This window comes from Delftia sp. WSY_10, assembly GCF_043104705.1.
In the GTDB taxonomy this organism is placed as follows: Bacteria; Pseudomonadota; Gammaproteobacteria; order Burkholderiales; family Burkholderiaceae_C; genus Comamonas; species Comamonas tsuruhatensis.
Genome location: NZ_JBICKY010000057.1, coordinates 301,862 through 322,831 on the forward strand (window position 1 = coordinate 301,862; position 20,970 = coordinate 322,831).

The following is a 20,970-nucleotide window of genomic DNA, read 5'->3' on the forward strand; positions in this document are numbered from 1 at the left end:
GTAGAATGAGATTTAAAACCGCCGCCCATTCCACCCATAAACAACCCGCCCACAGATCCGCACCTGATGCGATCCGTTGAGCACCTCCACAGTGCGCACATTCGGGTTGTCGCTCGTCACCTCCAACTGCCCATCAATGCGCCGCGTCACGCGCTTGATGAAAAGCTGCTCATTGGCAACCAGCACATAGACACCATCCACATCCGCCGCCGTGCAATCCGTATCGACCAGCGCGAAGTCGCCGGAATGCAGCGTTTCGCCCATCGAATCGCCGTAGGCATGCACCAGGCGCAGCGCCTCTGGCCGTGAACGCGGCAGGTTGAGTGCTACCCAGTTCCGAGACACAGGCACATTGCCCAGGATCACATCCCCGGTCTGCAGATCGTTGCCCGGCCCCATGCTGCCGGCAGCGGCAATCAGCGGCACCAGCACCACGTCCGCTTCATCGGCAGGCGCAGGTGCTGGGCCAGAGAGCTGGCGCTTTGGAGTACGTGGCTGCGCCACGTCAGTGGAGAGTGCGGAACCCTCACCAGAACGAACCCCGGTGAACAAGTACCCGACATCAATGCCTTCAGCGAGGACCGCTGCAAGGTAGTCGGAATCGGGCTTTCGCGCCCCTCGCTCGTAGTTGCCTTGGGAATCCACCGTGACGTTGCCGAGCGCAGCGAACTCTGTCTGGGTCATGCCCAGGCGTTTGCGCTCTTCACGCAAGCGATCCGAAAAAACTGACATACGTACAGAATCAGTTGACAAACGTACAAATGACCATAAAAATACAGCCAACCCTTAACAAAACCGACGAACGACCATGTCACTCAAGCCGTTAGGCCCGCCATCTGCTCCCGAAATCGTCGGCGTCCTCGACTTCAGCATCGGCCTGACGGCCGCACATGTCGCCGATCTCGGCCACGGCGAACTGGCCCGCCGCGCTGCCCTTGTCGCCCTCGCGGTGCGATGCGCCATGAGAGAACAATTCCCGGAAGCCAGGCTGCGCATTGAAACCAGGGACGACCTGGACCAGCGTCACGCATCACATACCTGGACAGCTGCCTTATTCATGAGCGCACTGAGTAGCGAGATGGACAAGCTTGGCGCAGCAGTCAGCCCATCTCAATGCGGCTTTTCAAACGGGGATCACCCGGCTCAAGGCCAAACGGCGGCGTCTTCTCAATCTGTTTAGCAACCCGAAGAAGTGCCAGGTAGGTATCAAGGAAATCAGAGTTGATGACTTGATCCATTGCGATGCCTTCGGCGCGCGTTTTGGATCCCACCAAAGCAGCAGCCGCCTGAAAAACCTGCCAATTGATTTCCATATCACCTCCCTCGTTAACAAACGTTATGGATCGTACATGAACACCGCAACGCAACCCACCCCCGCCAAAGCCGACAAGGCCGATGTCATCTGCTACACGCGCATGCCCAAGGCATCCGTTGAAGAGGGCAAGAGGTTCGCTGAGAGGGAATGCCGCTCCTTCGCCAGCTTCCAGCGCCTGATGTACCTGCGCGGGCTGGAGGCCTACAAGGCCGACCTGGCGCGGGTTGCTGCGAGTGCTTGAGTCCATGCCTTGCATGTTGCCCACGCAGCCGCACAAGCACACGCAATTCATGTTGTGCGGCGCTGCGCGGTTCGGTACCGCCCTCCACCCCTGAGCAAAAGCACAAAAAATGAACACCACTCGCATATCGCACGGCACCGGCACCATCGAGCGCGTGCTGCGCCACAGCCTGAGCCAGCCCGGCGGCGAAGTGCAGGAGGCAGCAGGCTGGGACAGCCCGGCCGTCAGCCGCTTCCTCTCCGGGCAGCAAGGTGTGCCCATCGGCAAGATTGACGCCGTGGTCAGCGCAGCTGGCTATGTGCTGGTCAGCCGCAAGTACCTGGACGCCATCGGCACGCTGGGCGAGGTCGGCATGTACTGCCACTGCGCCAGGGCCGGCGGCGGTGAATGCGGGCGCATCCGCGGCGAATGAACAGGGAGCCCAGCATGCAAGCGGCAGCGATCAACCAGGGCGCCATGCTCGCGGCGCAGGCCCAAGAGGGCCGAAAGAGCGGGCGCAAGGTGCGCAGCGAGGGCACACGCATGGCCTGCCCCCATTGCAGCGCGCAATGCACGATCCGAACCAGTTGGCTCATGTCCCGCCTGATGCGCGAGCTCACCTACGCATGCACCAACCCTGAATGTGGTCACACCTTTGTGGCCATGACCGAGATAGTGCGCACGCTCAGCCCCAGCGCCACGCCGGACCCCAGCGTGCAACTGCCCCTGTCCAGCCATGTGCGCCGCGACGGCATGCGCGTGGTGCTGGACAACGCCGCAGAGTCCGAGCACAAGCCGCGCTACACCCTGCCCACCACGGGCGATCTGTTCGCTGGGCCGCCGCCAGAGCCCGATTGACGCCATAGGCGCATAGCGCCGCCCCTCTTCCTCCACCTGCTGACAGAGCCCGATTTCCGGGCGCTGCGGCCCTTCTCACGCCTGAAATTTGAAAGGAAGCCCCATGGACGCCATCCAACAGAGCAAAGGCAACGACGCGTTGCGCGCGCTGACAGAGTTTTTCATTCTGGCCACCTGCCATAGCCACAGCGGCGCCCGCGTGGCGGCGCACCTGCTGCTGGGCCTTTACAACGGCACGCGCTTCCCATTCGATCTAACGGACCTGCGCTGCCTCGACGCCGAGAACCTGCAGCTCGCGCTGACGCTGCTGCAGTTCGATGCGCGCCCCCAAATGGAGGTGCACCAGTGGCTGAACCAGATGTATGGCCGCACGGACTTCGGCATGCGCTTTGAGCACATGGCCCATGCATGGAAGCTCAAAGGCCGCTGCAAGAAAGAGCACCTTGACCCCGTGCCGCGCCTGAGCTGGGACGGTGATGCGGAGGGCTCGCAAGCATGAGCCGCTACGCAATCACCCATGTTGACGCCCAGCGCGTGCGCCGCCACCTGGTGATCGGGGCAGCCAATCGCGCCATGGCCTGGGAGTGCGCCGAACGCCTGTATGGCTCGGCGTGGTTCATGTCCTGCAAGAGGGCCTGAGCCTCCGATGAACGCCCCTTTGCGCAATGGCCTGGTGATGCTGCCCCAGCACCGCACGCCCATGCCCTCTGCCGATGAGCCGGACATGTGCCCGCTGTGCGGCCTGGTGCACATGCCCGAGCCGGCTGCAACGCTGGCGCCCGTGCAAGCCGATGTGCTGCCCAGCGCGGCGCTGCAGCTGCTGCGCATCACCACGGACGCCTGGACGCCGCTGCACCAGCACGATGCTGTGCCCATGCCGGCAGACGTGCGCAAGCAGCTGGCCGCGTTGCGCGAGCAGTACCGCAGGCAATCGGGCGCGGGCTACATCGACGCCGAAAACCAGGAATGGTTCGGCCTGCCGCAAGACCTACGCATGGCCATCCTGCTGCTGGCCAACGTGGGCGGCGACCTTCGAGCGCTGGCAGACCGGGATTGGCGCGAGACGCCACCGCCTGAACGCGCAGCCATCAAAACCGTGGCCCGCTCTGTGAAGCGGCACGCCGGGCGCCTGGTGGCGCTCGCCAGCCTGTGGTGATTCGCCATGGCTGTATCTCCCATCCCCCGCAAGCGTGTCACGTCCAGCTTTTCGGCGTGGCTCAACAGCCGCCCGAAGCCGGGGCATGTGCAGTACCACCTGCAGCGCATCGTCGAATCCGCGCCGCGCGAGTGGCAGGGAGCTATCCGCTCCCGCTTCCTGAAATCGGCCCCCCTGCCGCCTGCCGGCGTAGCTTTGGACTCCGACGCCTATGCACGCTGGTATCTGGGCCTGCCCAGCGAAAGCGAACAGGCGTGGATGGATCTGCAGGAACTGGCCGACTATGAGGACCGCTACGGCGACGCACTGCGCTTGAACATGGGCGACGGCGAAATCTGCGCCTGGGCGGCCAAGCTGGCCGACGATGTGGAAGAGTTGGAAAACCGCTGCATTGCCCTGGGTGGCGGCCTGCCCGAGCGCCTGGCGCTGGTGCGCGGCATCGTCCACCTGATTGGCGTGGATGAGGGCAAGCCGCTGGATGGCGAACCGGCCATCGCCCGCGCCAAGTGCGCGCGCTGGTGGCGCCGCCGCCTGCGCCGCCATATCGCCCGCGTAGTGGAGGCAGGGGCCATCAGCATGGGCCTGGTCCACCTGAACAGCGGCGGCTACGTCAGCCACAGCGGCCTCAAGCGCCGCAAGGGCCAGCTGGCGCGCAATGCAGATGCCCTGGGCCGCACGCTCTACAAGAACGAGGCCGGGCAGGTCTACAGCCTGGCCGAGCTGGCCGCGCTGAGCACCTCCAACCCCAGCGTGCGCGGCGGCGAGCTGATGACACGCATTCGCGGCGCCGAGGAATATGCCGATGCGCATGGGCATCTGGGCCTGTTCCTCACGCTGACTTTGCCCAGCAAATACCACGCCATGCGCCTGATGGGCAGCGGCGCAAACCGCTGGGCCGCGCGAAACCCCAAGCACAACGGCGCGACGCCGCGCGACGGACAGCAATGGATGCTCGCGCAGTGGAAGCGCGTGCTGGCCAAGCTGGACCGCCAGCAAGTCAAACGCTACGGCCTGCGCGTGGTTGAGCCGCACCATGACGGCACACCGCACTGGCACATGCTGGTCTGGGTCGAAGGCGAAGCCCAGGCGCGCACCCTGGTGGACACCATCCGCAAATACTGGCTCAGCGAAGACGGCAACGAACGCGGCGCCAAAGAAAACCGCGTAGATGTCAAGCGCATGAACGCCGGTGGCGCAGCCGGCTACGTGGCGAAGTACATCGCCAAAAACGTGGGCCACCACGCACTGGCCGAGCACCAGGATGTGGTGCAGGGCCAGGAAATCCAGATGGTTCTGGGGCTGGACAGTCCCAACCAGCCAGCCAGCCCCGAAGCCCTGGAGTCCAATGGCCTGGCCGCCCAGCGCCGCGTGGACGCGTGGGCCGCGACGTGGAACATCCGCCAGTTTCAGGCCTTCGGCATGCCCAGCGTCACGGTCTGGCGCGAGCTGCGCCGCGTCAGCAAAGACCAGCCCGAGCAGGTCGAACTGTTCGACCGTGAGGCCAAGCGCAACATCCAACGCGCCTATCAGGCCTGCCACCGCCACGGCGACCTCCGCGCGGATTGGCGCACCTTCATGGAATCCATGGGCGGCCACGGCTGCAAGCGCCAGGACTGGCTGCTGTGCCCCGCCCGCCGCGCACCCAAGGAAGGCGCCACCAACATGTATGGCGACCCCATCACGGCAGGCCCCGTGCGCGGCGTGCAAGTGCAGCGTGGCCGCGGGCGCGGCCACTGGCTCGTTAGCCGCCGCATTGCCTGGGCGCACTGCACCGATGCAACGCCGGCAGTCCACGCCGCAGGCGTGGCCGCTGACGCCGATGGAGTCATCCACAGCGTGGGCCAAGAGGCGCAGACACGGCGCCCTTTGGGCGCCGCTTGGACTGGTTTCAATAACTTCACGGCCAGGCTTCAAAGCCAGAGCGTCCGAGACCTTTTTGGCCGTGGACGCCATGAGGCCGAGGACTGGAACAGCCCTTCGAGCCCGGATTCAGTGCTCTACAGGCCAGCTACCGCCACCGCATCCCCCGCTTCTTCTCGTTGTTCCTGAAAAGGAGGTCTACCCGTGTCCGCATTCATCCCCCACGCCCGCCGAACGGACCCCACCGTGCACTGCTGGGCCCGGCCGCTGCACGGCGGCTACGTCAACGCCGTAGGCACGACGCCCGAGCACCTGGCACGCGTGTTCGCCGCCGAGCGCGAGCGCCTTGCCGCCCTGGCCAAACCGCGCCGCCGGCGCGCTGTCCGCCCAGCACCGCCAATCCCCCACCCCGCCCAGCTGTCGCTGGTCGCCTGATCACCACCACCGCCACTACCGAGGACCGCCATGCATTTGCACAACATCACCACCGCGCACAGGTACCGCGCAATCCTGATCCCCCAGGACGCTTGCCCCGAAGAACTGGAGCAGCTGGCCGACGCCATGCTGCTACCTGTGCTGCAGCTGAAAGCTGCCAGCGCATCCCACGCCACCACCAGCGCCTGCGCCGCCAGCGGCCGGCCAGTGCTGCGCGTCGAGCGCGTGGAGGCCTGAACCATGGCACAGCCACTGCCCGAACTGACTCTGAGCCAGGTGATGGAGCGCATCAAGGCCGTGCGCCAGCGCATGACCCGCGAATTGGAGAACACGCCCGCGCGCGAGTGGGGAGCGCAACCCGTCCGTGAACTGCGCAACCACGAACAGGAATTGCTCACTGCGCTGATGGTGCTGCGCGACCTGGCCAGCGACCAAGGCGCATTTGCTTCCACGCCAGAGACAGGAGAACCGAAGTGACCAGGAACGAATCCAATCAGATGATCCTCAACTACCCACCCGCTGGCCTGAGCCGCGAACTGGCCGCCGAGTACGTGTCGCTTGGCCTCACCACCTTTGAAGACTGCGTACAAAAGGGCATCGCGCCGAAGCCACGCCAGATCCCGGGCCGGCGCCGAGTCGTTTGGCTGCGGTCGGATCTGGACGCCTGGCTGCAGGGCCTGCCAATCTCCACGCAGCTGCCACCAGAGAACTGCGGCGTGAGGCGCTCGCGCCTCACAAAGGCCCAGGTGATTGCCGAGCAAGTTGCTCCCAGTGTTCGGAAAGCCTTGTGAGCCAGGCGCGCCGCTCCGCGTCGTAGGAGTGCCGGTTGTAGGTGCCCACGATGCCGGCGGGCAAGTGGCCGAGCACTGCCTCGGCCACGCCATCCTGGCAGCCCAGAGCCGCCAGTTGCGTGCGTACCGTGCGCCGCAAATCGTGGGGCGCCCAGGGGTCCATATCCAGAACCCGCTCGGGCGCGTAGTTGTAGCGTTTCACCACATCGGGCCGGCTGGTCCAGACCGCCACCCCAATCAGCTTCTGCTCCACATGCATCATCTTGGAGCCGGGCCGGGACGGGAATAGATACCCGGCTCCATAAGCACTGCGCCGGCGCCTGACAACGTCCAAAGCGCGGCCCACCAGCGGCACACGCAGGTCGGTCAAATTCTCATTGCGCGCCATCTTTTGCTTTTCGCGCGGCACGGTCCACCACCAACCATCTGCCTCCTGCCCCACCTCATCGCCGGTCATGGCGATGATTTCGGCGCCACGGGCGCCCGTCCACAGATACAGCGTGAGCAGGTCCGCCACCATGGCCGAGAACCTGGGCAGATGGGCGATCAGCTGCGCGACCTCACGGCCCTGCAGCGTTCTGAGCTTCACGCCCTGGTGCTTGCCGTCCACGATCTTCCCCCGGCTGCGCAACTTGCCGCGCAGCACCTGGCGCCACCAGTTCGGCGTCTCTTCGGGCACCCTGCCCGCGTCAAGCGCATAGTCCCAGGCCGCGCCAAGCTCTGAGCGCAGGCTGTTGGCCAGCACGGGCGTTTTGACAGCCACGCCTTCCAGCAGCGAGAACGCCATGCTGCGCCCAACGTCTGCCGGCTCCAGCGCGTGAATCTTGGTGGTGTAGTTGACCAACAGGCGCCGCGCTTCGGCGCTGCCCTTGGGCTTGCGGTGCCGCTCAACGTGCCCCTGCAGGTAGTCCTCAATCAGCTGCCGAACGGTATAGATTCCGTCGCGGCCCCGAACATCAGACCGGGCCTGGGCGACAGCAGCTGCACGCCGCTTCTCCCTGGCCAGATCCTCACCAGCATCTCGTCTTCGCTTGAGCTGCTCCCACACAGCGAGCGCGCTGGGGTAGCTCATCTCGGGCCATTGGCCCATGGCAATCTGGCGCATGCCGCCGTCCACGGGGCTCTTGTACCGATATGTCCATGTGCGCCTCGTGGCGGTGGCCACCAGGCGAAGGCCCGGGGCGTGATCGACAATAATGTGCTCCCCCGGCTCCAGCGACTTGGCCCGGCGTGCGTTGAAACTCATGGCGCCTCCGTATGCGGCGCAGGTTTCCCAAATCGGCCCCAACCCGTTCGGCGTAACTTCCTCAAAAGTACGCCGAAAAACCTACGCCAAGGTGCGCAGTGTAGATGGGTTTGAGCGGGACACAGTTGGACTGTATATAAAAACAGTCAACAAACCTAAGTGATTGATTTCAAAAGTAATGAGCAAAGATATTGAAGTGAATCAGGCACTTAGCGAAATACCTTTGGCGTCACATACGCCAATGATGCAGCAGTACCTGGGCATCAAGATCAACTACCCCGACACGCTGGTTTTCTACCGCATGGGGGATTTCTACGAGCTGTTCTTCGGGGATGCGGAGAAGGTGGCGCGGCTGCTGGATATTACGCTGACCACGCGCGGGCAGACGGCGGGGCAGCCGATTCCGATGGCGGGCGTGCCCTTCCATGCGCTGGAGAACTACCTGGGCCGGTTGATCAAGCTGGGCGAGTCGGTGGCGATCTGCGAGCAGGTGGGCGAAGTGGGCGCCGCCAAGGGCCCGGTGGAGCGCAAGGTGGTGCGCGTGGTAACGCCGGGCACGCTGACCGACAGCGAACTGCTGTCGGACAAGAGCGAGGCGATCTTGCTGTCCCTGCACACGGCCGGGCGCCAGCGCTGCGGCCTGGCCTGGATGGCGGTGACGCAGGGGCGCATCCATCTGGCCGAGTGTTCCCACGATGAGCTGGGCGCCTGGATTTCGCGCATTGCGCCCAGCGAGCTGATCTACAGCGCGGGCGTGACCGAGCGCTTCGAGCAGAGCCTGTTCGCGCTGCGCCATGGCGGCTCCATTGCCTGCCCGCTGTCGCCGCGCCCTGACTGGCAGTTCGACGGCGGCCTGGGCGAGCGCAAGCTGCTGGAGCTGCTGGGCGCCGCCAGCCTCAAGGCCTGGGAGGCCGAGGACCTGCCGCTGGCCCATGGCGCCAGCGCCGCGCTGCTGTCGTATGCCGAGCACACGCAGGGCCGCAGCCTGTCGCACATCCATGCTCTGCAGGTGCAGCGCGACGATGAGCTGATTGCGCTGCCGCTGGCCACGCGCCGCAACCTGGAGCTGGTCAAGACGCTGCGCGGCGAGGATTCGCCCACATTGTTCTCTCTGCTGGACACCTGCATGACGGGCATGGGCAGCCGCCTGCTCAAGGCCTGGCTGCTGGAGCCGCGCCGCGACCGCACGCAGGCCATGGCGCGGCTGGAGGCCACGCGGGCGCTGCAGGGCGCCAGCGCAGGCGGCATGGCCGCGCCCTGGCAGCAGTTGCGCGAGCAGCTCAAGGGCGTGAGCGATGTGGAGCGCATCACCGCGCGCACGGCGCTGCGCCAGGTGCGCCCGCGCGAGCTGGTGGGGCTGGGCCGCACGCTGCACAAGGCCGCCGTGCTGGCCCAGGCCGGGCAGACACCTTCGGCCCACCTGACCCAGCTGTTTGCCGACCTGCAGCCGCCCGAGGGCTGCGCCGAGCTGCTGGTGCGCGCCATCATGGAAGAGCCGGCCGCCCTGGTGCGCGACGGCGGCGTGTTTGCCACGGGCTACGACGCCGAGCTGGACGAGCTGCGCGCCATCCAGAACAACTGCGACGACTTCCTGCTGGAGCTGGAGGCCAAGGAAAAGCTGCTCACCGGCATTCCCAACCTGCGCGTGCAGTTCAACAAGGTGCACGGCTTCTATATAGAGATCACCAACAGCTACAAGGACGCGGTGCCCGAGCGCTACCGCCGCCGCCAGACGCTGAAGAACGCCGAGCGCTACATCACGCCCGAGCTCAAGGCCTTCGAGGACAAGGCCCTGTCCGCGCAGGAGCGCGCGCTGCAGCGCGAAAAGTTCCTCTACGAGCAGTTGCTGGACCAACTGCAGCCCCATGTGCCGGCGCTCACGCGCGTGGCCGGTGCCATTGCCGCCATCGACGTGCTGTGCACGCTGGCCGAGCGCTCGCTGACGCTGAACTGGTGCGCGCCCGAGTTCGTGAACCATCCCTGCATCGAGATCGAGGCCGGCCGCCACCCGGTGGTGGAAGCCCGCATGGCCGAGACCTCCAGCGGCAGCTTCATCGCCAACCACACGCGCATGAACGCCAACACGCGCATGCAGATCATCACCGGCCCCAACATGGGCGGCAAATCGACCTATATGCGCCAGGTGGCGCTGATCGTGCTGCTGGCCAGCATGGGCTCGCATGTGCCGGCGTCCAGCTGCCGGCTGGGGCCCATCGACGCCATCCACACGCGCATCGGCGCGGCCGACGACCTGGCCAATGCCCAGTCCACCTTCATGATGGAGATGACCGAGGCCGCGCAGATCCTGCATTCGGCCACGCCGCACAGCCTGGTGCTGATGGACGAGATCGGCCGGGGCACCAGCACCTTCGACGGCCTGGCGCTGGCCAGCGGCATCGCCACCCAGCTGCACGACAGGACGCGCGCCTTCACGCTGTTTGCCACGCACTACTTCGAGCTGACCGAGCTGCCGGCCAAGGCACGCGCGGCCGTGAACATGCATGTGAGTGCGGCGGAGTCGGGCCAGGACATCGTCTTCCTGCACGAGATCCAGCCCGGCCCGGCCAGCCGCAGCTACGGTATCCAGGTGGCCAAGCTGGCGGGCATGCCGGCCGGCGTGCTGCACCACGCGCGCCATGCGCTGGAGGCACTGGAGGCCCATGCCGACGAGGGCCGCCTGCAGGTGGACCTGTTCGATGCGCCCGACATGCCCGAGCCCGAAAGCCGCCACGACCCGCTGGCCCAGGCGCTGGCCGCCATCAATCCCGACGCGCTGAGCCCGCGCGAGGCGCTGGAGGCCCTCTACCAGCTCAAGAAGATCGCCGCCTGAACGCGGTCAATCGCCTCGCACTAAACTTGCCATTTCCGCAGATTCGGACGCTTCCATGACTTATTGCGTTGCCATCAAGCTCAACGCCGGCCTGGTTTTCCTGGCCGACTCGCGCACCAATGCCGGCCTGGACCAGATCAGCTCTTTCCGCAAGCTCATGGTCTACGAGAACCCCGGCGACCGCTTCATGGTGCTGCTGTCGGCCGGCAACCTGTCCATCACCCAGTCCGTTCGCGAGCTGCTGGAGAGCCAGCAGCTGCGCGACGAGGCCACGGGCGACATGCTGACCATCTGGAACGTGCGCAGCATGTTCGATGCGGCCCGCGTGCTGGGCGCGGCCGTGCGCCATGTGTACGAGCGCGACGGCGTGGCGCTGTCCCGGTCGGGCGTGGATTTCAATATCTCGCTGGTGCTGGGCGGCCAGATCCAGGGCGAGACCATGCGGCTATTCCAGGTGTATTCGGCCGGCAACTTCATCGAGGCCACGAGCGAGACGCCCTACTTCCAGATCGGCGAATCCAAGTACGGCAAGCCCGTGCTGGACCGCGTGATCACGCCGCGCACGCCGCTGGACGAGGCCGCCAAGTGCGCCCTGGTGTCCATGGACAGCACGCTCAAATCCAACCTGTCGGTGGGCCTGCCGCTGGACCTGATCGTGTACGAGAAGGACCGCTTCGCCTCCGACAAGATCGTCAGCATCGACGAGAGCAATCCGTATTTCCGCATGCTGCACGACAGCTGGGGCGAGCGCCTGCGCCATGTCTTCGACAGCATCGAGGACCCGGCCTGGGACGGCGGCGCCTCCGAGGTGCCCATCCGCGTGCACAGCCGCCAGGCCCAGCCGCTGACCAAGGTCAACGCGCCGGCAGGCGCCCTGCGCTCGTCGGCGCGCAGCATGGGCCGGCTGCCGCCTGCGGCGCTGCGCCAGCCCTATCACAGCGGCACGGGCGCGGGCCTGGGCACCTCCACGGCAGACGGTCTTGCGATATCCCCCATGACGCCCATGACGCCCATGACGCCCCAGCAGCCGGGCCCGGCATCGCCCGTGCGGCCCGATGCAGGCCAGCCCTCGGGCCACCAGCAAGGCGTGCCCGATGGCGCCGCACAGGCCGGCCAGGAGCCTCGGCCGTGAACGCGGCCCGGTCCGCACAGCGGGCCGAGAGCGATGCGGCGGTTGCCGGCACGGGTACGGGCGCGGGCACTGCATCGGCGCCGCTGCCCGTGGTGTTCTCGCATGCCAACAGTTTTCCGCTGCCCACCTACCGGCTGCTGCTCTCGCTGCTGGCCGAGCGCGGCATCGCGGCGCAGGGCGTGGAGCGCTTCGGCCATGACCCGCGCTTTCCCGTCACCAACAACTGGCCGCACCTGGTCGAGCAACTGGCCGAGTTCACGCGCGCCGAGGTCGAGCGCGTGGGCGGTCCGGTCTTCCTGGTCGGGCATTCGCTGGGCGGTTTCCTGAGCGTGATGACGGCCGCGCGCCATCCCGAGCTGGCGCGCGGCGTGCTGCTGATCGACTCGCCATTGCTCAGCGGCTGGCGTGCCAATGCCGTGGGGGTGGCCAAGCGCACGCAGCTGGTGGGCTCGGTCTCGCCAGGCAAGATCAGCGCGCGCCGCCGCAATGCCTGGGACAGCGATGACGAGGCGCTGGCCTATTTCCGCGCCAAGAAGGTGTTTGCGCAATGGCATCCGCAGGTGCTCCAGGACTATGTGCAGGGCGGCCTGGCCGACCTGGACGGCCGGCGCACGCTGCACTTCACGCGCGAGGTGGAGACCGCCATCTACAACACCTTGCCGCACAACCTGGCCTCGCTGCTGCACCACCATCCGCTGCGCTGCCCGGCGGCCTTCATCGGCGGGCGTGCCTCGGTGGAGATGCGCCAGGTGGGCATGGACCTGACGCACCGCATCACGCGCGGGCGCGTGATGATGCTGGACGGCAGCCACCTGTTCCCCATGGAGCGGCCCCACGCCACGGCCGCCGCCATCGAGGCCGCGCTGCTGAACATGCAAACCTGAGCGGCGTCCGGCTCAGGCCGAGATCCGGATGGCAACCCTGGACCATGGGATGGAGCGTGAACCCCTTGGCGCCTTCCTCAAGGATCGGGCCCCATCGGCGTTCACGGCAGCGGGCGAGGGTCTTGGCGATGGCGGGCCGGCTACCCGGCGCAATCGATCATCTTGTGAAGCAGGCGCAGCAGCTGCTGCTTGTCCTCAGCGCTCAGCATGCGGCTGGCCTCTTGCTCCAGAATTTCCACCTGCGCCGCCGCCTCCTCGTGCAGGCGTTCGCCCTCGGCCGTCAGATACAGCAGCGACAGGCGCCTGTCCGCAGGATCGGCCTCGCGCCTGAGCAGGCCGCGCACCTGCAGTCTTTCCATCAGCGCCGCCATGTTGGGCTGGGAAATCATCACGGTCTCGGCGATCTGGCGCTGGGACGCGCCGGGATTGGCCGAGATCAGCGACAGCACGGCAAACTCCGACGGCTTGAGATCCAGCGCCAGCATGTGCTTCGCATAGTGAGGCCTTACGGTGGCATGGGCCAGGCGCGTGCAGTGGCCCAACTGCTGCATCAGAAAATTCTGCTGGAGTGCTGACTTCATGGGCGATGGGGTGGCTCGGTCCAAGGTGGGGCCAGGCGCATCAAACGGGGCCTGGCGGACCTTTCGATAGAGACGGTCATGGGTTTGTCTCCTGCGTCATGGATGAAATCGGCCAGGGTCGCCGCACCTCAGGCCAGCGGGACCCGTGCCCGGTATTGCACGAAGAAATCGATGCTGCGCGGATTGGCCATGGCGTCGGGGCTGGCCACCTTGGCGGGCTCTGCACCCAGCAGCAGCTTGCGCACGGGCAGTTCCATCTTCTTGCCCGTGAGGGTGCGCGGAATCTCGGCGACCTGGATGACCGCATCGGGCACGTGGCGCGCAGAGGCCTGGGCCCTGATGGCATCCTTGATCCGGGCCACCAGCGCATCCGTCAGCACCAGGCCCGGGGCCAGCACCACGAACAAGGGCATGAAAGAGGGGCGCCCCAGGAACTCCAGGTCCACGACGAGGCTGTCCAAGACCTCGTCAACTTCCTCGACGACATGGTAGATCTCGGCCGTTCCCATGCGGATGCCGAAACGGTTGATCGTGGTGTCCGAGCGGCCGTAGATCACGGCCGACCCATGCTCGCTGAACGAGATCCAGTCGCCATGGCGCCAGTAGCCGGGAAAGACGTCGAAGTAGCTTTCACGGTAGCGCAGGCCATCGGCGTCGTTCCAGAAATACAAGGGCATGGAAGGCATGGGTTCGGTGATCACCAGTTCGCCCACCTCGCCGGTCACGCTGCGCCCTTGCTCGTCAAAGGCGTGCGCGGCGACGCCCAGCTCACGGCACTGGATCTCGCCCGCACGCACGGGCAGCAGGGGCGCGCAGGCCACGAAGCCCGAGGCGATATCCGTTCCACCGCTGACCGAGGCCAGCCACAGATCGCGCTTGATGTTTTCGTAGACCCAGCCGTAGGCCTCCAGCGGCAGCGCCGACCCCGTGGAATTGATGGCGCGCAGTTTCTCGAAGCGGCGGCCCCGGGCGGGCACCACGCCATCCTTCATGGTCTTGGCCAGAAAGGCCGCGCCGCAACCGAACAGGGTGACCTGCTGGCGATCGATGAAGTCCCACAATGCGCAATCGTCGGGCGAGGTCGGGTTGCCATCGGACAGCACCACGGTGGCGCCAGCCAGCAGGCTGCCCACCATGAGATTCCAGACGATCCAGCCCGTGCTGCCCAGGAACATGAAGCGGTCGCCAGGCCGCACGTCGTGCTGCAGCCCATGGGTCTTGAGGTGGGTGAGCACGATGCCGCCATGGCTGTGCACCATGGCCTTGGGCAGTCCCGTGGTGCCCGAGGAATAGACCACCCACAGCGGGTGCGAGAACGGCAAGCGCTCGAAGACCGGCTCTGCGGGCCTGGCCAGCGCGTCGGCCCAGGCCATGACATCGCGCCAGGGCAGCTCGCACGCGGGGTCCCCGGGCCTGAACAGGGGGCCGGGCACGTGGATCACATGGCCTATCTCGGGCAATCCCCGCAGCACCTCGCCGAGTACGGCGCGGCGATCGAAACACCGTCCCCCGTAGACATAGCTATCGGTGGCGAAAATCAGCTTGGGACCGATCTGCTGGAAGCGGTCCAGCACCACGGAAACACCCATCTCGGGCGCGCAGCTGGACCAGATGGCGCCTATGCTGGCGCAGGCCAGGAAGGCCACGACCGCCTGGGGCACATTGGGCAGGTAGGCCACGACGCGATCGCCGCGGCCCAGGCCGAGCTCGCGCATCCGGGCCGCGAGCGCCGCCACGTCACGCTCCAGCTGCCGCCATGACAGCTCCACCGGCTCGGCGCCTTCGCAGCGCGCGATGATGGCCGGGTGCTCGGCGCTGGCGCTGCGGAACACATGCTCGGCATAGTTCAGGTGCGTGTCGGGAAACCACTGCGCGCCCGGCATGCCGCGCTCACCGAGCACGCGCGTCGGGTCACCGTCGGCCATGACCTGGAAGTAGTCCCAGATCGAGCGCCAGAAGCCATCGAGATCCGTGACCGACCACTGCCACAGCGCCTGGTAGCCATCGAAGCGCCTATCCCTTGCCGCAGCCAGCCAATCCATGTAGCGCGCCAGGCCGCTTTGCGCGACCTGCTGCGGGCTGGGACGCCACATCAACTGCCCTTGTTCGATGGCCATGGCAACCCTCGGAAAAAGTTATAAAAAAAACATATTTTTTATAACCATAGAACATCATCATTTTCAGGAGTACAGGGGTTTTCATGGGGCAACCACGCGCTCTTCATGCGGTTGCTCCCCCGGGCACATGACGCAAAAAAGCCACCCGAAGGTGGCTTGTCCCATCGATGGCCCGGCCCTGGTCAGCCGCCGCTCCAGTTGACCAGGCCCGTGAAGGCCGTGACCAGCACGATGATGCCGAAGGCGATGCGGTACCAGGCAAACGGCACGAAGCTGTTGGTGGAGATGTAGCGCAGCAGCCAGCGCACGCACAGCCAGGCGCTGATGAAGGAGAACACCAGGCCCACGGCGAACATGGGGATGTCGTCCACCGACAGCAGGGCGCGCTCCTTGTAGAGGCTGTAGACGCCGGCGCCGATCAGCGTGGGAATGGCCAGGAAGAACGAAAAGTCGGTCGCCGCCTTGCGCGACAGGCCCATGAGCATGCCGCCGATGATGGTGGCGCCGCTGCGGCTGGTGCCGGGGATCATGGCCAGGCACTGCACCAGGCCGACCTTGAGGGCATCGAGCGGCGTCATCTCGTCCACGGTCTGCACGCGCATGGCCGAGGCGGGCCGGCGCTCGGCCCACAGGATGACGAAGCCGCCCAGGATGAAGGTGGTGGCCACCACGGTGGGCGTGAACAGGTGCGCCTTGATGAACTTGCCGAAGATCAGCGCCAGCACCACGGCCGGCAGGAAGCCGATGATGACGTTCAGCGTGAGCCGCTGCGCGTGGCGGCTGGTGGGCAGGTCGACCACGGTGGAGCGGATCTTCTGCCAGTACACCAGCACCACGGCGAAGATGGCGCCGGTCTGGATGGCGATGTCGAAGACCTTGGCCTTGGCATCGTCGAAGCCCAGCAGCGAACCGGCCAGGATGAGGTGGCCGGTGGAGGAGATGGGAAGGAACTCCGTCAGCCCTTCCACGATGCCCATGATGGCGGCCTTGACCAGCAAAAGAATGTCCACGGCAAGCGTCCTGTCGCAATGCAAAAGTGCGCCATTATCTGCGCTGGCCATGGCCTGACGATGGACGCCTGCCGGCCCGCCGGCGGCAATCGCAAACTTTTACAACGGCCGGCGCGCGACGTTGCTGTGCGCCCGGCGCTGTGCTGCAATGTGGGGGCGCTGGATTTCGGCGCGCCTTCAAAACCATTCCATCATGAAAAAAATCGTTGTTCTGGCAGTTGTCTCCCTGGCCTGCAGCATCGGCATGGCCGCCGGAGACAAGGCCCCCACGGCCCAGCAAAAGCTGATGGGCACCTGCAACACCGAAGCCGCCGGCAAGAAGGGCGACGAGCGCAAGGAGTTCATGAAGTCCTGCCTGTCCGACGGCAAGAAGCGCCAGCAGGAACGCATGAAGACCTGCAATGCCGACGCCACCGGCAAGAAGGGCGACGAGCGCAAGGCGTTCATGAGTGAATGCTTGAAGAAGGATTGAAGCTCCCCCTGAGCGGCTGACGCCGCTTCCCCCTCTCTACCCGCTTCGCGGGGGAGGGGGACGACGCCCTCGCCGCGAGGCGGCTCTTGCTCGGCGTCTCTGGTGTCGGGCCGCGCCAGATTTGGAGGCTGCGCCCTATTTCTGCAGCAAGCCTTCATTGAAGCCACCGTTTTCGGTGGCTTTGCTGTTTGGGCGGATAGTTTTCTGATTTGGCTATCAATGGAGCCGTGCACTACCGACAGCCGTTCAAACTCGCAGGGCTCAAGCGCGGGCAGCCGAGCAAGGGCCTACGCCGGCCGCGCCGCCCCGCAGTGAGGGCTGCGTCCCCCTCCGCGAAGCGAGAAGGGGGAAGCGGCGCAGCCGCTCAGGGGGTCATCTTCCTGGCTCTGCGCTTGCGCCACCAGATGATGACGCCGGTGATCGACAGGACGGCGACGAGCACGCCGACGAAGGACATGAGCACGCGGCCGGGGGTGCCGAGGATGCGGCCGCTGTGCAGGGGCAGCTGCAGCTGGACGAAGACGTCGGCGGCCGTGCCGTGCCAGGGGCGGTAGGTGCCCAGGACTTCGCCGTTGTCCGAGCTGACGTAGATGTTGGACAGGCCCATGCCCATGGCGCCGGTTTCGTCGTGCGGGTCGAAGAAGGAGATGTTGTAGAACGGGAAGTCGCCGCCCCACCAGATGCCGCCGGCGGGCTGGGCGAAGCCCAGGCGCTTGGCCTCGCTCTGGGCGATGGCGATGGCCTGGGCGAACGAGACCTTGGGCACGAGGAGCGTGCCCTGGGGCGCAGGCTTGAGGGTTTCGTAGGGGCCGGGCGTGGTGGTGGAGACGGTGCTCATCACCGGGTAGAAGACTTCGCGGTACAGGTTCAGCGAGAACGAGGTGAAGGCCACGATGACGATGACGGCCCAGACCCACAGGCCGCCCGCGCGGTGCAGGTCGAAATTGAGCTTGTAGGCGCCGCCGCCCCAGCGCACGCGCCATGAGGGCAGCCAGCGCCGCCACCACGATCCCATGGCCGCCGTCAGGCGCGGGGCGCTTTTCCTGAGCTTGACGGGAAAGGTCAGCAGCAGCGCGACAAAGCTGTCGGCCACCCACAGCAGGGCCAGGCTGCCCATGAACCAGTAGCCCCAGCGGTCCGTGCCCCAAAAGCGCGGGGCCAGCAGGCTTTCGTGCAGGTGGCGCAGCCAGGGCATGAGGTTGCGCTGGCTGAGCGCGAAGCTGCGCCCGTTGCGCTGGCCCGTGATGTGGCCGCTGACCGGGTCGACGAAGACCGTGTCATATCCCAGCGCAGGCGCCTGGCCCGTGGCCGGGTCGGGCCGGGGGCGCACCATGAACATGGCGGCCTCGCCCTCGACCAGGCCCAGGGTCATGTAGCTGATCTCGGCGCGCGGCTCGCTGGCCTGCACCACGGCGGCCAGCTCCAGCGGGGTCTTCAGCGGGCCGCGTGCCGGGGTCTCCAGCATGTCGGCGTTGAGCCATTCGTCGATTTCATGGTCCCAGGACAGCACGGCCCCCGTGAGGCCGGCCATGGTGAGGAAGCCGGCCAGCAGCAGGCCGATCCAGCGGTGCACCACCGTCCACAACGCGCGCATGCTTCAGATCGCTCCGGCTCAGAAGTCCACCGATGCGCTCAGCGAGAAGGTGCGCGGCATGGACTGCACCAGGTAGTTGGCGCCCGGGTAGCCGCCCACGGACGACCAGTAGCCCTTGTCGAACAGGTTGTCGATGCGCGCGCGCAGGGTCAGCAGGCGGTTGTTGCCGATGTCCATGAGATAACGCGCGCCGATGTCGGTGCGCGTCCACGAGGCCACCTTCAGCGTGTTGGCGCCGTTGGCGTACTGGCTGGAGGTGTGCATCACGCGCGCATTGAGGGCCAGGCCCGAGACGCCGGGCACATCCCAGTCCACGCCCAGGTTGAGCAGGCGCTTGGGCACGCCGATGGCGTAGTTGCCGATGGTGGCGGCATCGGCGGCCTCGCGGATCTTGGCCTCGCTGAAGGTCACGCCGCCCAGCACGCGCAGGCCCTTGACGGGCTCGCCGAAGACCGTGGCCTCCAGGCCGCTGTTGCGCTGCTTGCCGTACTGGCCGAAGACCTGGTTGGCCACATAGGCCGAAGGCATGTCCGTGGTGTACAGCGCCACCGTGGCGCCCAGCTGCCGGCCCTGCCACTTGAAGCCGATTTCCTTCTGGCGCGACTTGTAGGGCGCGAACACCTGGCCACCGTTGGACACGGGCAGGTCGTTGGCCGTCTGCGGCGCCACGGCGCCCTTGGTCAGGCCTTCGATGTAGTTGGCGTAGACCGAGGTGTTCTCGCTGGTCTTGAACACCAGGCCCAGCATGGGCGTGGTGGCCGACTTCTTGTAGTGGTCGGTCTGCGCTCCCGTGTTGTAGTCGTAGCTGCTTTGCTCGATGCTCTGGCGGCGCACGCCCACGGTCAGGCGCAGGCGCTCGTCCAGCATCGTCAGCGTGTCGCCGATGGCAAAGCTGTTGAGCCGGGTTTCACCCACGCGCGTGGGATCGGCCAGGTTGCCGCCGAACAGCGTCATCTCCGGGCGCGCGCTGCTCCAGGGGTTGTAGATGTTGTTGACCACGCCAAAGCCCATGCCCCAGGCATTGCGCTCGGTGGCCGAGTAGGTGCTGGCCGTGGCCACCAGCTCATGGCCCACGCTGCCCGTGGCCAGGCGCGTGCGGATGCCGACCTCGCCCGTGCCCACGCTGTCCTTGCGCTTGTTGTCGAAGCGCGTGCCCGTGGTGTCGCCGGCCGCATTCGTGACGGTCACGCCGCTCAGGGAGTTGTCTTCCTTGCCGCGGCGCAGGCCGCCTGCGGCCCAGGCCGTGGTGGTGTCGTTGATGTCCCATTCGGCGCGCAGCGTGGCGAACAGGTCGCGCTCGGTGGAGTACGACCAGTTCTGGCCGTAGTTGGTCTTGTTGTCGGGCACGGCCGGGATGAAGTTGCCGGGCGTCACGCTGGGGCGGCCGCCGTTGTAGCTGTTGCGCTGGTAGCCCACGTCGCCCGACAGGCGCACGTTGCGGCTGCGCCAGTCCAGGCCCAGGCCCAGGGCGGTGAGCGAGCGGTCTTCGCCATCCACGCCCGTGCCGCCATCGCGGCGCACGGCGTTCAGGCGGATGCCGGTGCTCCGGTCAGGGCCGAAGCGGCGCGAGATGTCGGTGGAGACAAAGGCCTGGCCGCCCGTCTGTATGCCGGCGCCCACGCGCGTCAGTGCATCCTTGCCGGCGCGCTTGGGCAGCAGGCTGATGGTGCCGCCAATGCCGCTGCCGCCGGGTGCTGCGCCATTGAGGAAGGCATTGGCGCCGCGCAGCACCTCCACGCGCTCGAAGAATTCCGAGGCGATGTACTGGCGCGGCAGCAGGCCGTACAGGCCGTTGTAGGCGATGTCGTCCGAATAGACCGGGAAGCCGCGAAGCACATACAGCTCCTGGAAGTTGCCGAAGCCGCGCGCCTGGCGCACGCCCGGGTCGTTGAGCAGCACGTCGCCCACGCTCTTGGACTGGGTGTCCTCGATCAGTTGCTGGGTGTAGCTGGTAGTGGAGAACGAGGAGTTCTTCCAGTCCAGCGTGCCCAGCACGCCGTTGCGCGCCCCCGTGGCCACCTGGCCGCCTGCGAAGGGCTTGGACAGGCCCTGGGCCGATGCGTCGGCGCTGGCCTCCACCGTCACGGCCTCCAGCACGGTGTCACCGCCCCGGGTCTGGGCAATCAGCGCCTGATGGCTGCACAGGCAAAGAACGGCCAGGGATATGGGGCGAATGGAAGGCATGGGGATGGGATTGAGAATGATTTGCAGAACCCGTTAGCTTACCAACCACCTGGGCACGCAACTATGAGTTTTCTCAATCTGTTGCATCGAAGCAATCCTGGGGGTGATTGGTTTCAAAGGCCGTGATCGATAGTCCGTGCGCACTCACCCTGGCCTCAACCCTGCGGACTGCGTCCTCCAGATGCCGTGGACGTGCCTGCCGTTCGCGGCGCCAGGATGCAGCTGGCACCCTGCCCTCGTCCGTCCGTCGCATGGCGCTGGCCCCGGCGGCGCCCGGCAGCGACA

23 protein-coding genes are annotated in these 20,970 nt (G+C 66.4%); 15 read left to right on the plus strand and 8 right to left on the minus strand.

All coding sequences use genetic code 11. The features are described from left to right. Window positions 1-12 precede the first annotated feature (12 nt). Window positions 13-732, minus strand: coding sequence for an XRE family transcriptional regulator (locus tag ACF8ML_RS27225; RefSeq protein WP_392408493.1), 720 nt, complete (start codon window positions 730-732; stop codon window positions 13-15). A 91-nt stretch (window positions 733-823) separates the two neighbouring features. Beyond that, the gene (locus ACF8ML_RS27230) at window positions 824-1,027 is read right to left on the minus strand and encodes a hypothetical protein (RefSeq protein WP_392408494.1); all 204 of its coding nucleotides are present in this window, start codon (window positions 1,025-1,027) and stop codon (window positions 824-826) included. A 61-nt stretch (window positions 1,028-1,088) separates the two neighbouring features. Between ACF8ML_RS27230 and ACF8ML_RS27235 the strand changes: the two genes are divergently transcribed. The 11 genes from ACF8ML_RS27235 (at window position 1,089) to ACF8ML_RS27285 (ending at window position 6,635) form a co-directional block, all read left to right on the plus strand. Further along, window positions 1,089-1,556, plus strand: coding sequence for a hypothetical protein (locus ACF8ML_RS27235; protein WP_392408495.1), 468 nt, complete (start codon window positions 1,089-1,091; stop codon window positions 1,554-1,556). Window positions 1,557-1,665: 109 nt separating this feature from the next. Further along, window positions 1,666-1,968: a hypothetical protein gene (locus ACF8ML_RS27240; RefSeq protein WP_013803579.1), complete on the plus strand. Its 303-nt coding sequence runs from the start codon at window positions 1,666-1,668 to the stop codon at window positions 1,966-1,968. Window positions 1,969-1,982: 14 nt separating this feature from the next. Next, window positions 1,983-2,393, plus strand: coding sequence for an ogr/Delta-like zinc finger family protein (locus ACF8ML_RS27245; protein ID WP_392408496.1), 411 nt, complete (start codon window positions 1,983-1,985; stop codon window positions 2,391-2,393). 103 nt (window positions 2,394-2,496) lie between these two features. Continuing rightward, window positions 2,497-2,892 carry a hypothetical protein gene (locus tag ACF8ML_RS27250; RefSeq protein WP_392408497.1) on the plus strand — a complete coding sequence of 132 codons (396 nt, stop codon included), beginning with the start codon at window positions 2,497-2,499 and terminating at the stop codon, window positions 2,890-2,892. Further along, entirely contained in the window at window positions 2,889-3,032 is a 144-nt protein-coding gene (locus ACF8ML_RS27255) for a hypothetical protein (RefSeq protein ID WP_392408498.1), read from the plus strand. Before ACF8ML_RS27250 ends, ACF8ML_RS27255 begins: the two co-directional genes overlap by 4 nt. Window positions 3,033-3,039: 7 nt before the next feature. Continuing rightward, window positions 3,040-3,549 (plus strand): hypothetical protein, encoded by a 510-nt coding sequence (locus tag ACF8ML_RS27260; RefSeq protein ID WP_392408499.1) that lies wholly within the window; start codon window positions 3,040-3,042, stop codon window positions 3,547-3,549. Window positions 3,550-3,555: 6 nt separating this feature from the next. Continuing rightward, on the plus strand, window positions 3,556-5,598 hold the full coding sequence (locus ACF8ML_RS27265) for a replication endonuclease (RefSeq protein ID WP_392408500.1): 2,043 nt from the start codon (window positions 3,556-3,558) through the stop codon (window positions 5,596-5,598). A 15-nt stretch (window positions 5,599-5,613) separates the two neighbouring features. Then, complete coding sequence (locus ACF8ML_RS27270; RefSeq protein ID WP_392408501.1) at window positions 5,614-5,844, plus strand: hypothetical protein; 231 nt, start codon at window positions 5,614-5,616, stop codon at window positions 5,842-5,844. Window positions 5,845-5,874: 30 nt separating this feature from the next. After that, window positions 5,875-6,081: a hypothetical protein gene (locus ACF8ML_RS27275; protein WP_392408502.1), complete on the plus strand. Its 207-nt coding sequence runs from the start codon at window positions 5,875-5,877 to the stop codon at window positions 6,079-6,081. Between the two features lie 3 nt (window positions 6,082-6,084). Then, entirely contained in the window at window positions 6,085-6,321 is a 237-nt protein-coding gene (locus ACF8ML_RS27280; protein ID WP_392408503.1) for a hypothetical protein, read from the plus strand. Next, the gene (locus ACF8ML_RS27285) at window positions 6,318-6,635 is read left to right on the plus strand and encodes a helix-turn-helix transcriptional regulator (protein WP_392408504.1); all 318 of its coding nucleotides are present in this window, start codon (window positions 6,318-6,320) and stop codon (window positions 6,633-6,635) included. Before ACF8ML_RS27280 ends, ACF8ML_RS27285 begins: the two co-directional genes overlap by 4 nt. On the opposite strand, the gene ACF8ML_RS27290 is transcribed toward ACF8ML_RS27285, so the two are convergent. Continuing rightward, window positions 6,577-7,881, minus strand: a complete 1,305-nt coding sequence (locus ACF8ML_RS27290) for a tyrosine-type recombinase/integrase (RefSeq protein WP_392408505.1) — start codon at window positions 7,879-7,881, stop codon at window positions 6,577-6,579. The genes ACF8ML_RS27285 and ACF8ML_RS27290 overlap by 59 nt on opposite strands. 241 nt (window positions 7,882-8,122) lie before the next feature. On the opposite strand from ACF8ML_RS27290, the gene mutS reads away from it, so the two are divergent. From mutS to ACF8ML_RS27305, 3 genes are read left to right on the plus strand one after another with little or no spacing between them, the layout of a single operon-like run. Then, window positions 8,123-10,711 (plus strand): DNA mismatch repair protein MutS, encoded by a 2,589-nt coding sequence (gene mutS / locus ACF8ML_RS27295; protein ID WP_034391340.1) that lies wholly within the window; start codon window positions 8,123-8,125, stop codon window positions 10,709-10,711. 55 nt (window positions 10,712-10,766) lie between these two features. Then, window positions 10,767-11,843, plus strand: coding sequence for a proteasome-type protease (locus ACF8ML_RS27300; protein ID WP_392408506.1), 1,077 nt, complete (start codon window positions 10,767-10,769; stop codon window positions 11,841-11,843). Further along, window positions 11,840-12,727 (plus strand): alpha/beta hydrolase, encoded by an 888-nt coding sequence (locus tag ACF8ML_RS27305; RefSeq protein WP_392408507.1) that lies wholly within the window; start codon window positions 11,840-11,842, stop codon window positions 12,725-12,727. The genes ACF8ML_RS27300 and ACF8ML_RS27305 overlap by 4 nt, the downstream gene beginning before the upstream one ends. A gap of 140 nt (window positions 12,728-12,867) precedes the next feature. Here ACF8ML_RS27305 and ACF8ML_RS27310 read toward each other — a convergent pair whose 3' ends face one another. The 3 genes from ACF8ML_RS27310 to ACF8ML_RS27320 all read right to left on the minus strand — a co-directional run bounded on the left by ACF8ML_RS27310 (window position 12,868) and on the right by ACF8ML_RS27320 (window position 16,435). Continuing rightward, window positions 12,868-13,308 (minus strand): MarR family winged helix-turn-helix transcriptional regulator, encoded by a 441-nt coding sequence (locus tag ACF8ML_RS27310; protein WP_012204194.1) that lies wholly within the window; start codon window positions 13,306-13,308, stop codon window positions 12,868-12,870. A gap of 128 nt (window positions 13,309-13,436) precedes the next feature. After that, window positions 13,437-15,425 carry an acetoacetate--CoA ligase gene (locus ACF8ML_RS27315; protein ID WP_392408508.1) on the minus strand — a complete coding sequence of 663 codons (1,989 nt, stop codon included), beginning with the start codon at window positions 15,423-15,425 and terminating at the stop codon, window positions 13,437-13,439. A gap of 182 nt (window positions 15,426-15,607) precedes the next feature. After that, window positions 15,608-16,435: an undecaprenyl-diphosphate phosphatase gene (locus ACF8ML_RS27320; RefSeq protein WP_034368307.1), complete on the minus strand. Its 828-nt coding sequence runs from the start codon at window positions 16,433-16,435 to the stop codon at window positions 15,608-15,610. A 193-nt stretch (window positions 16,436-16,628) separates the two neighbouring features. On the opposite strand from ACF8ML_RS27320, the gene ACF8ML_RS27325 reads away from it, so the two are divergent. Further along, window positions 16,629-16,907, plus strand: coding sequence for a PsiF family protein (locus ACF8ML_RS27325; RefSeq protein ID WP_016454694.1), 279 nt, complete (start codon window positions 16,629-16,631; stop codon window positions 16,905-16,907). A gap of 364 nt (window positions 16,908-17,271) precedes the next feature. Here ACF8ML_RS27325 and ACF8ML_RS27330 read toward each other — a convergent pair whose 3' ends face one another. Further along, window positions 17,272-18,501 (minus strand): PepSY domain-containing protein, encoded by a 1,230-nt coding sequence (locus ACF8ML_RS27330; RefSeq protein ID WP_203399813.1) that lies wholly within the window; start codon window positions 18,499-18,501, stop codon window positions 17,272-17,274. 18 nt (window positions 18,502-18,519) lie between these two features. After that, a complete protein-coding gene (locus tag ACF8ML_RS27335; protein ID WP_392408509.1) occupies window positions 18,520-20,685 on the minus strand; it encodes a TonB-dependent receptor in 2,166 nt (721 codons plus the stop codon). Window positions 20,686-20,970: the final 285 nt, after the last annotated feature.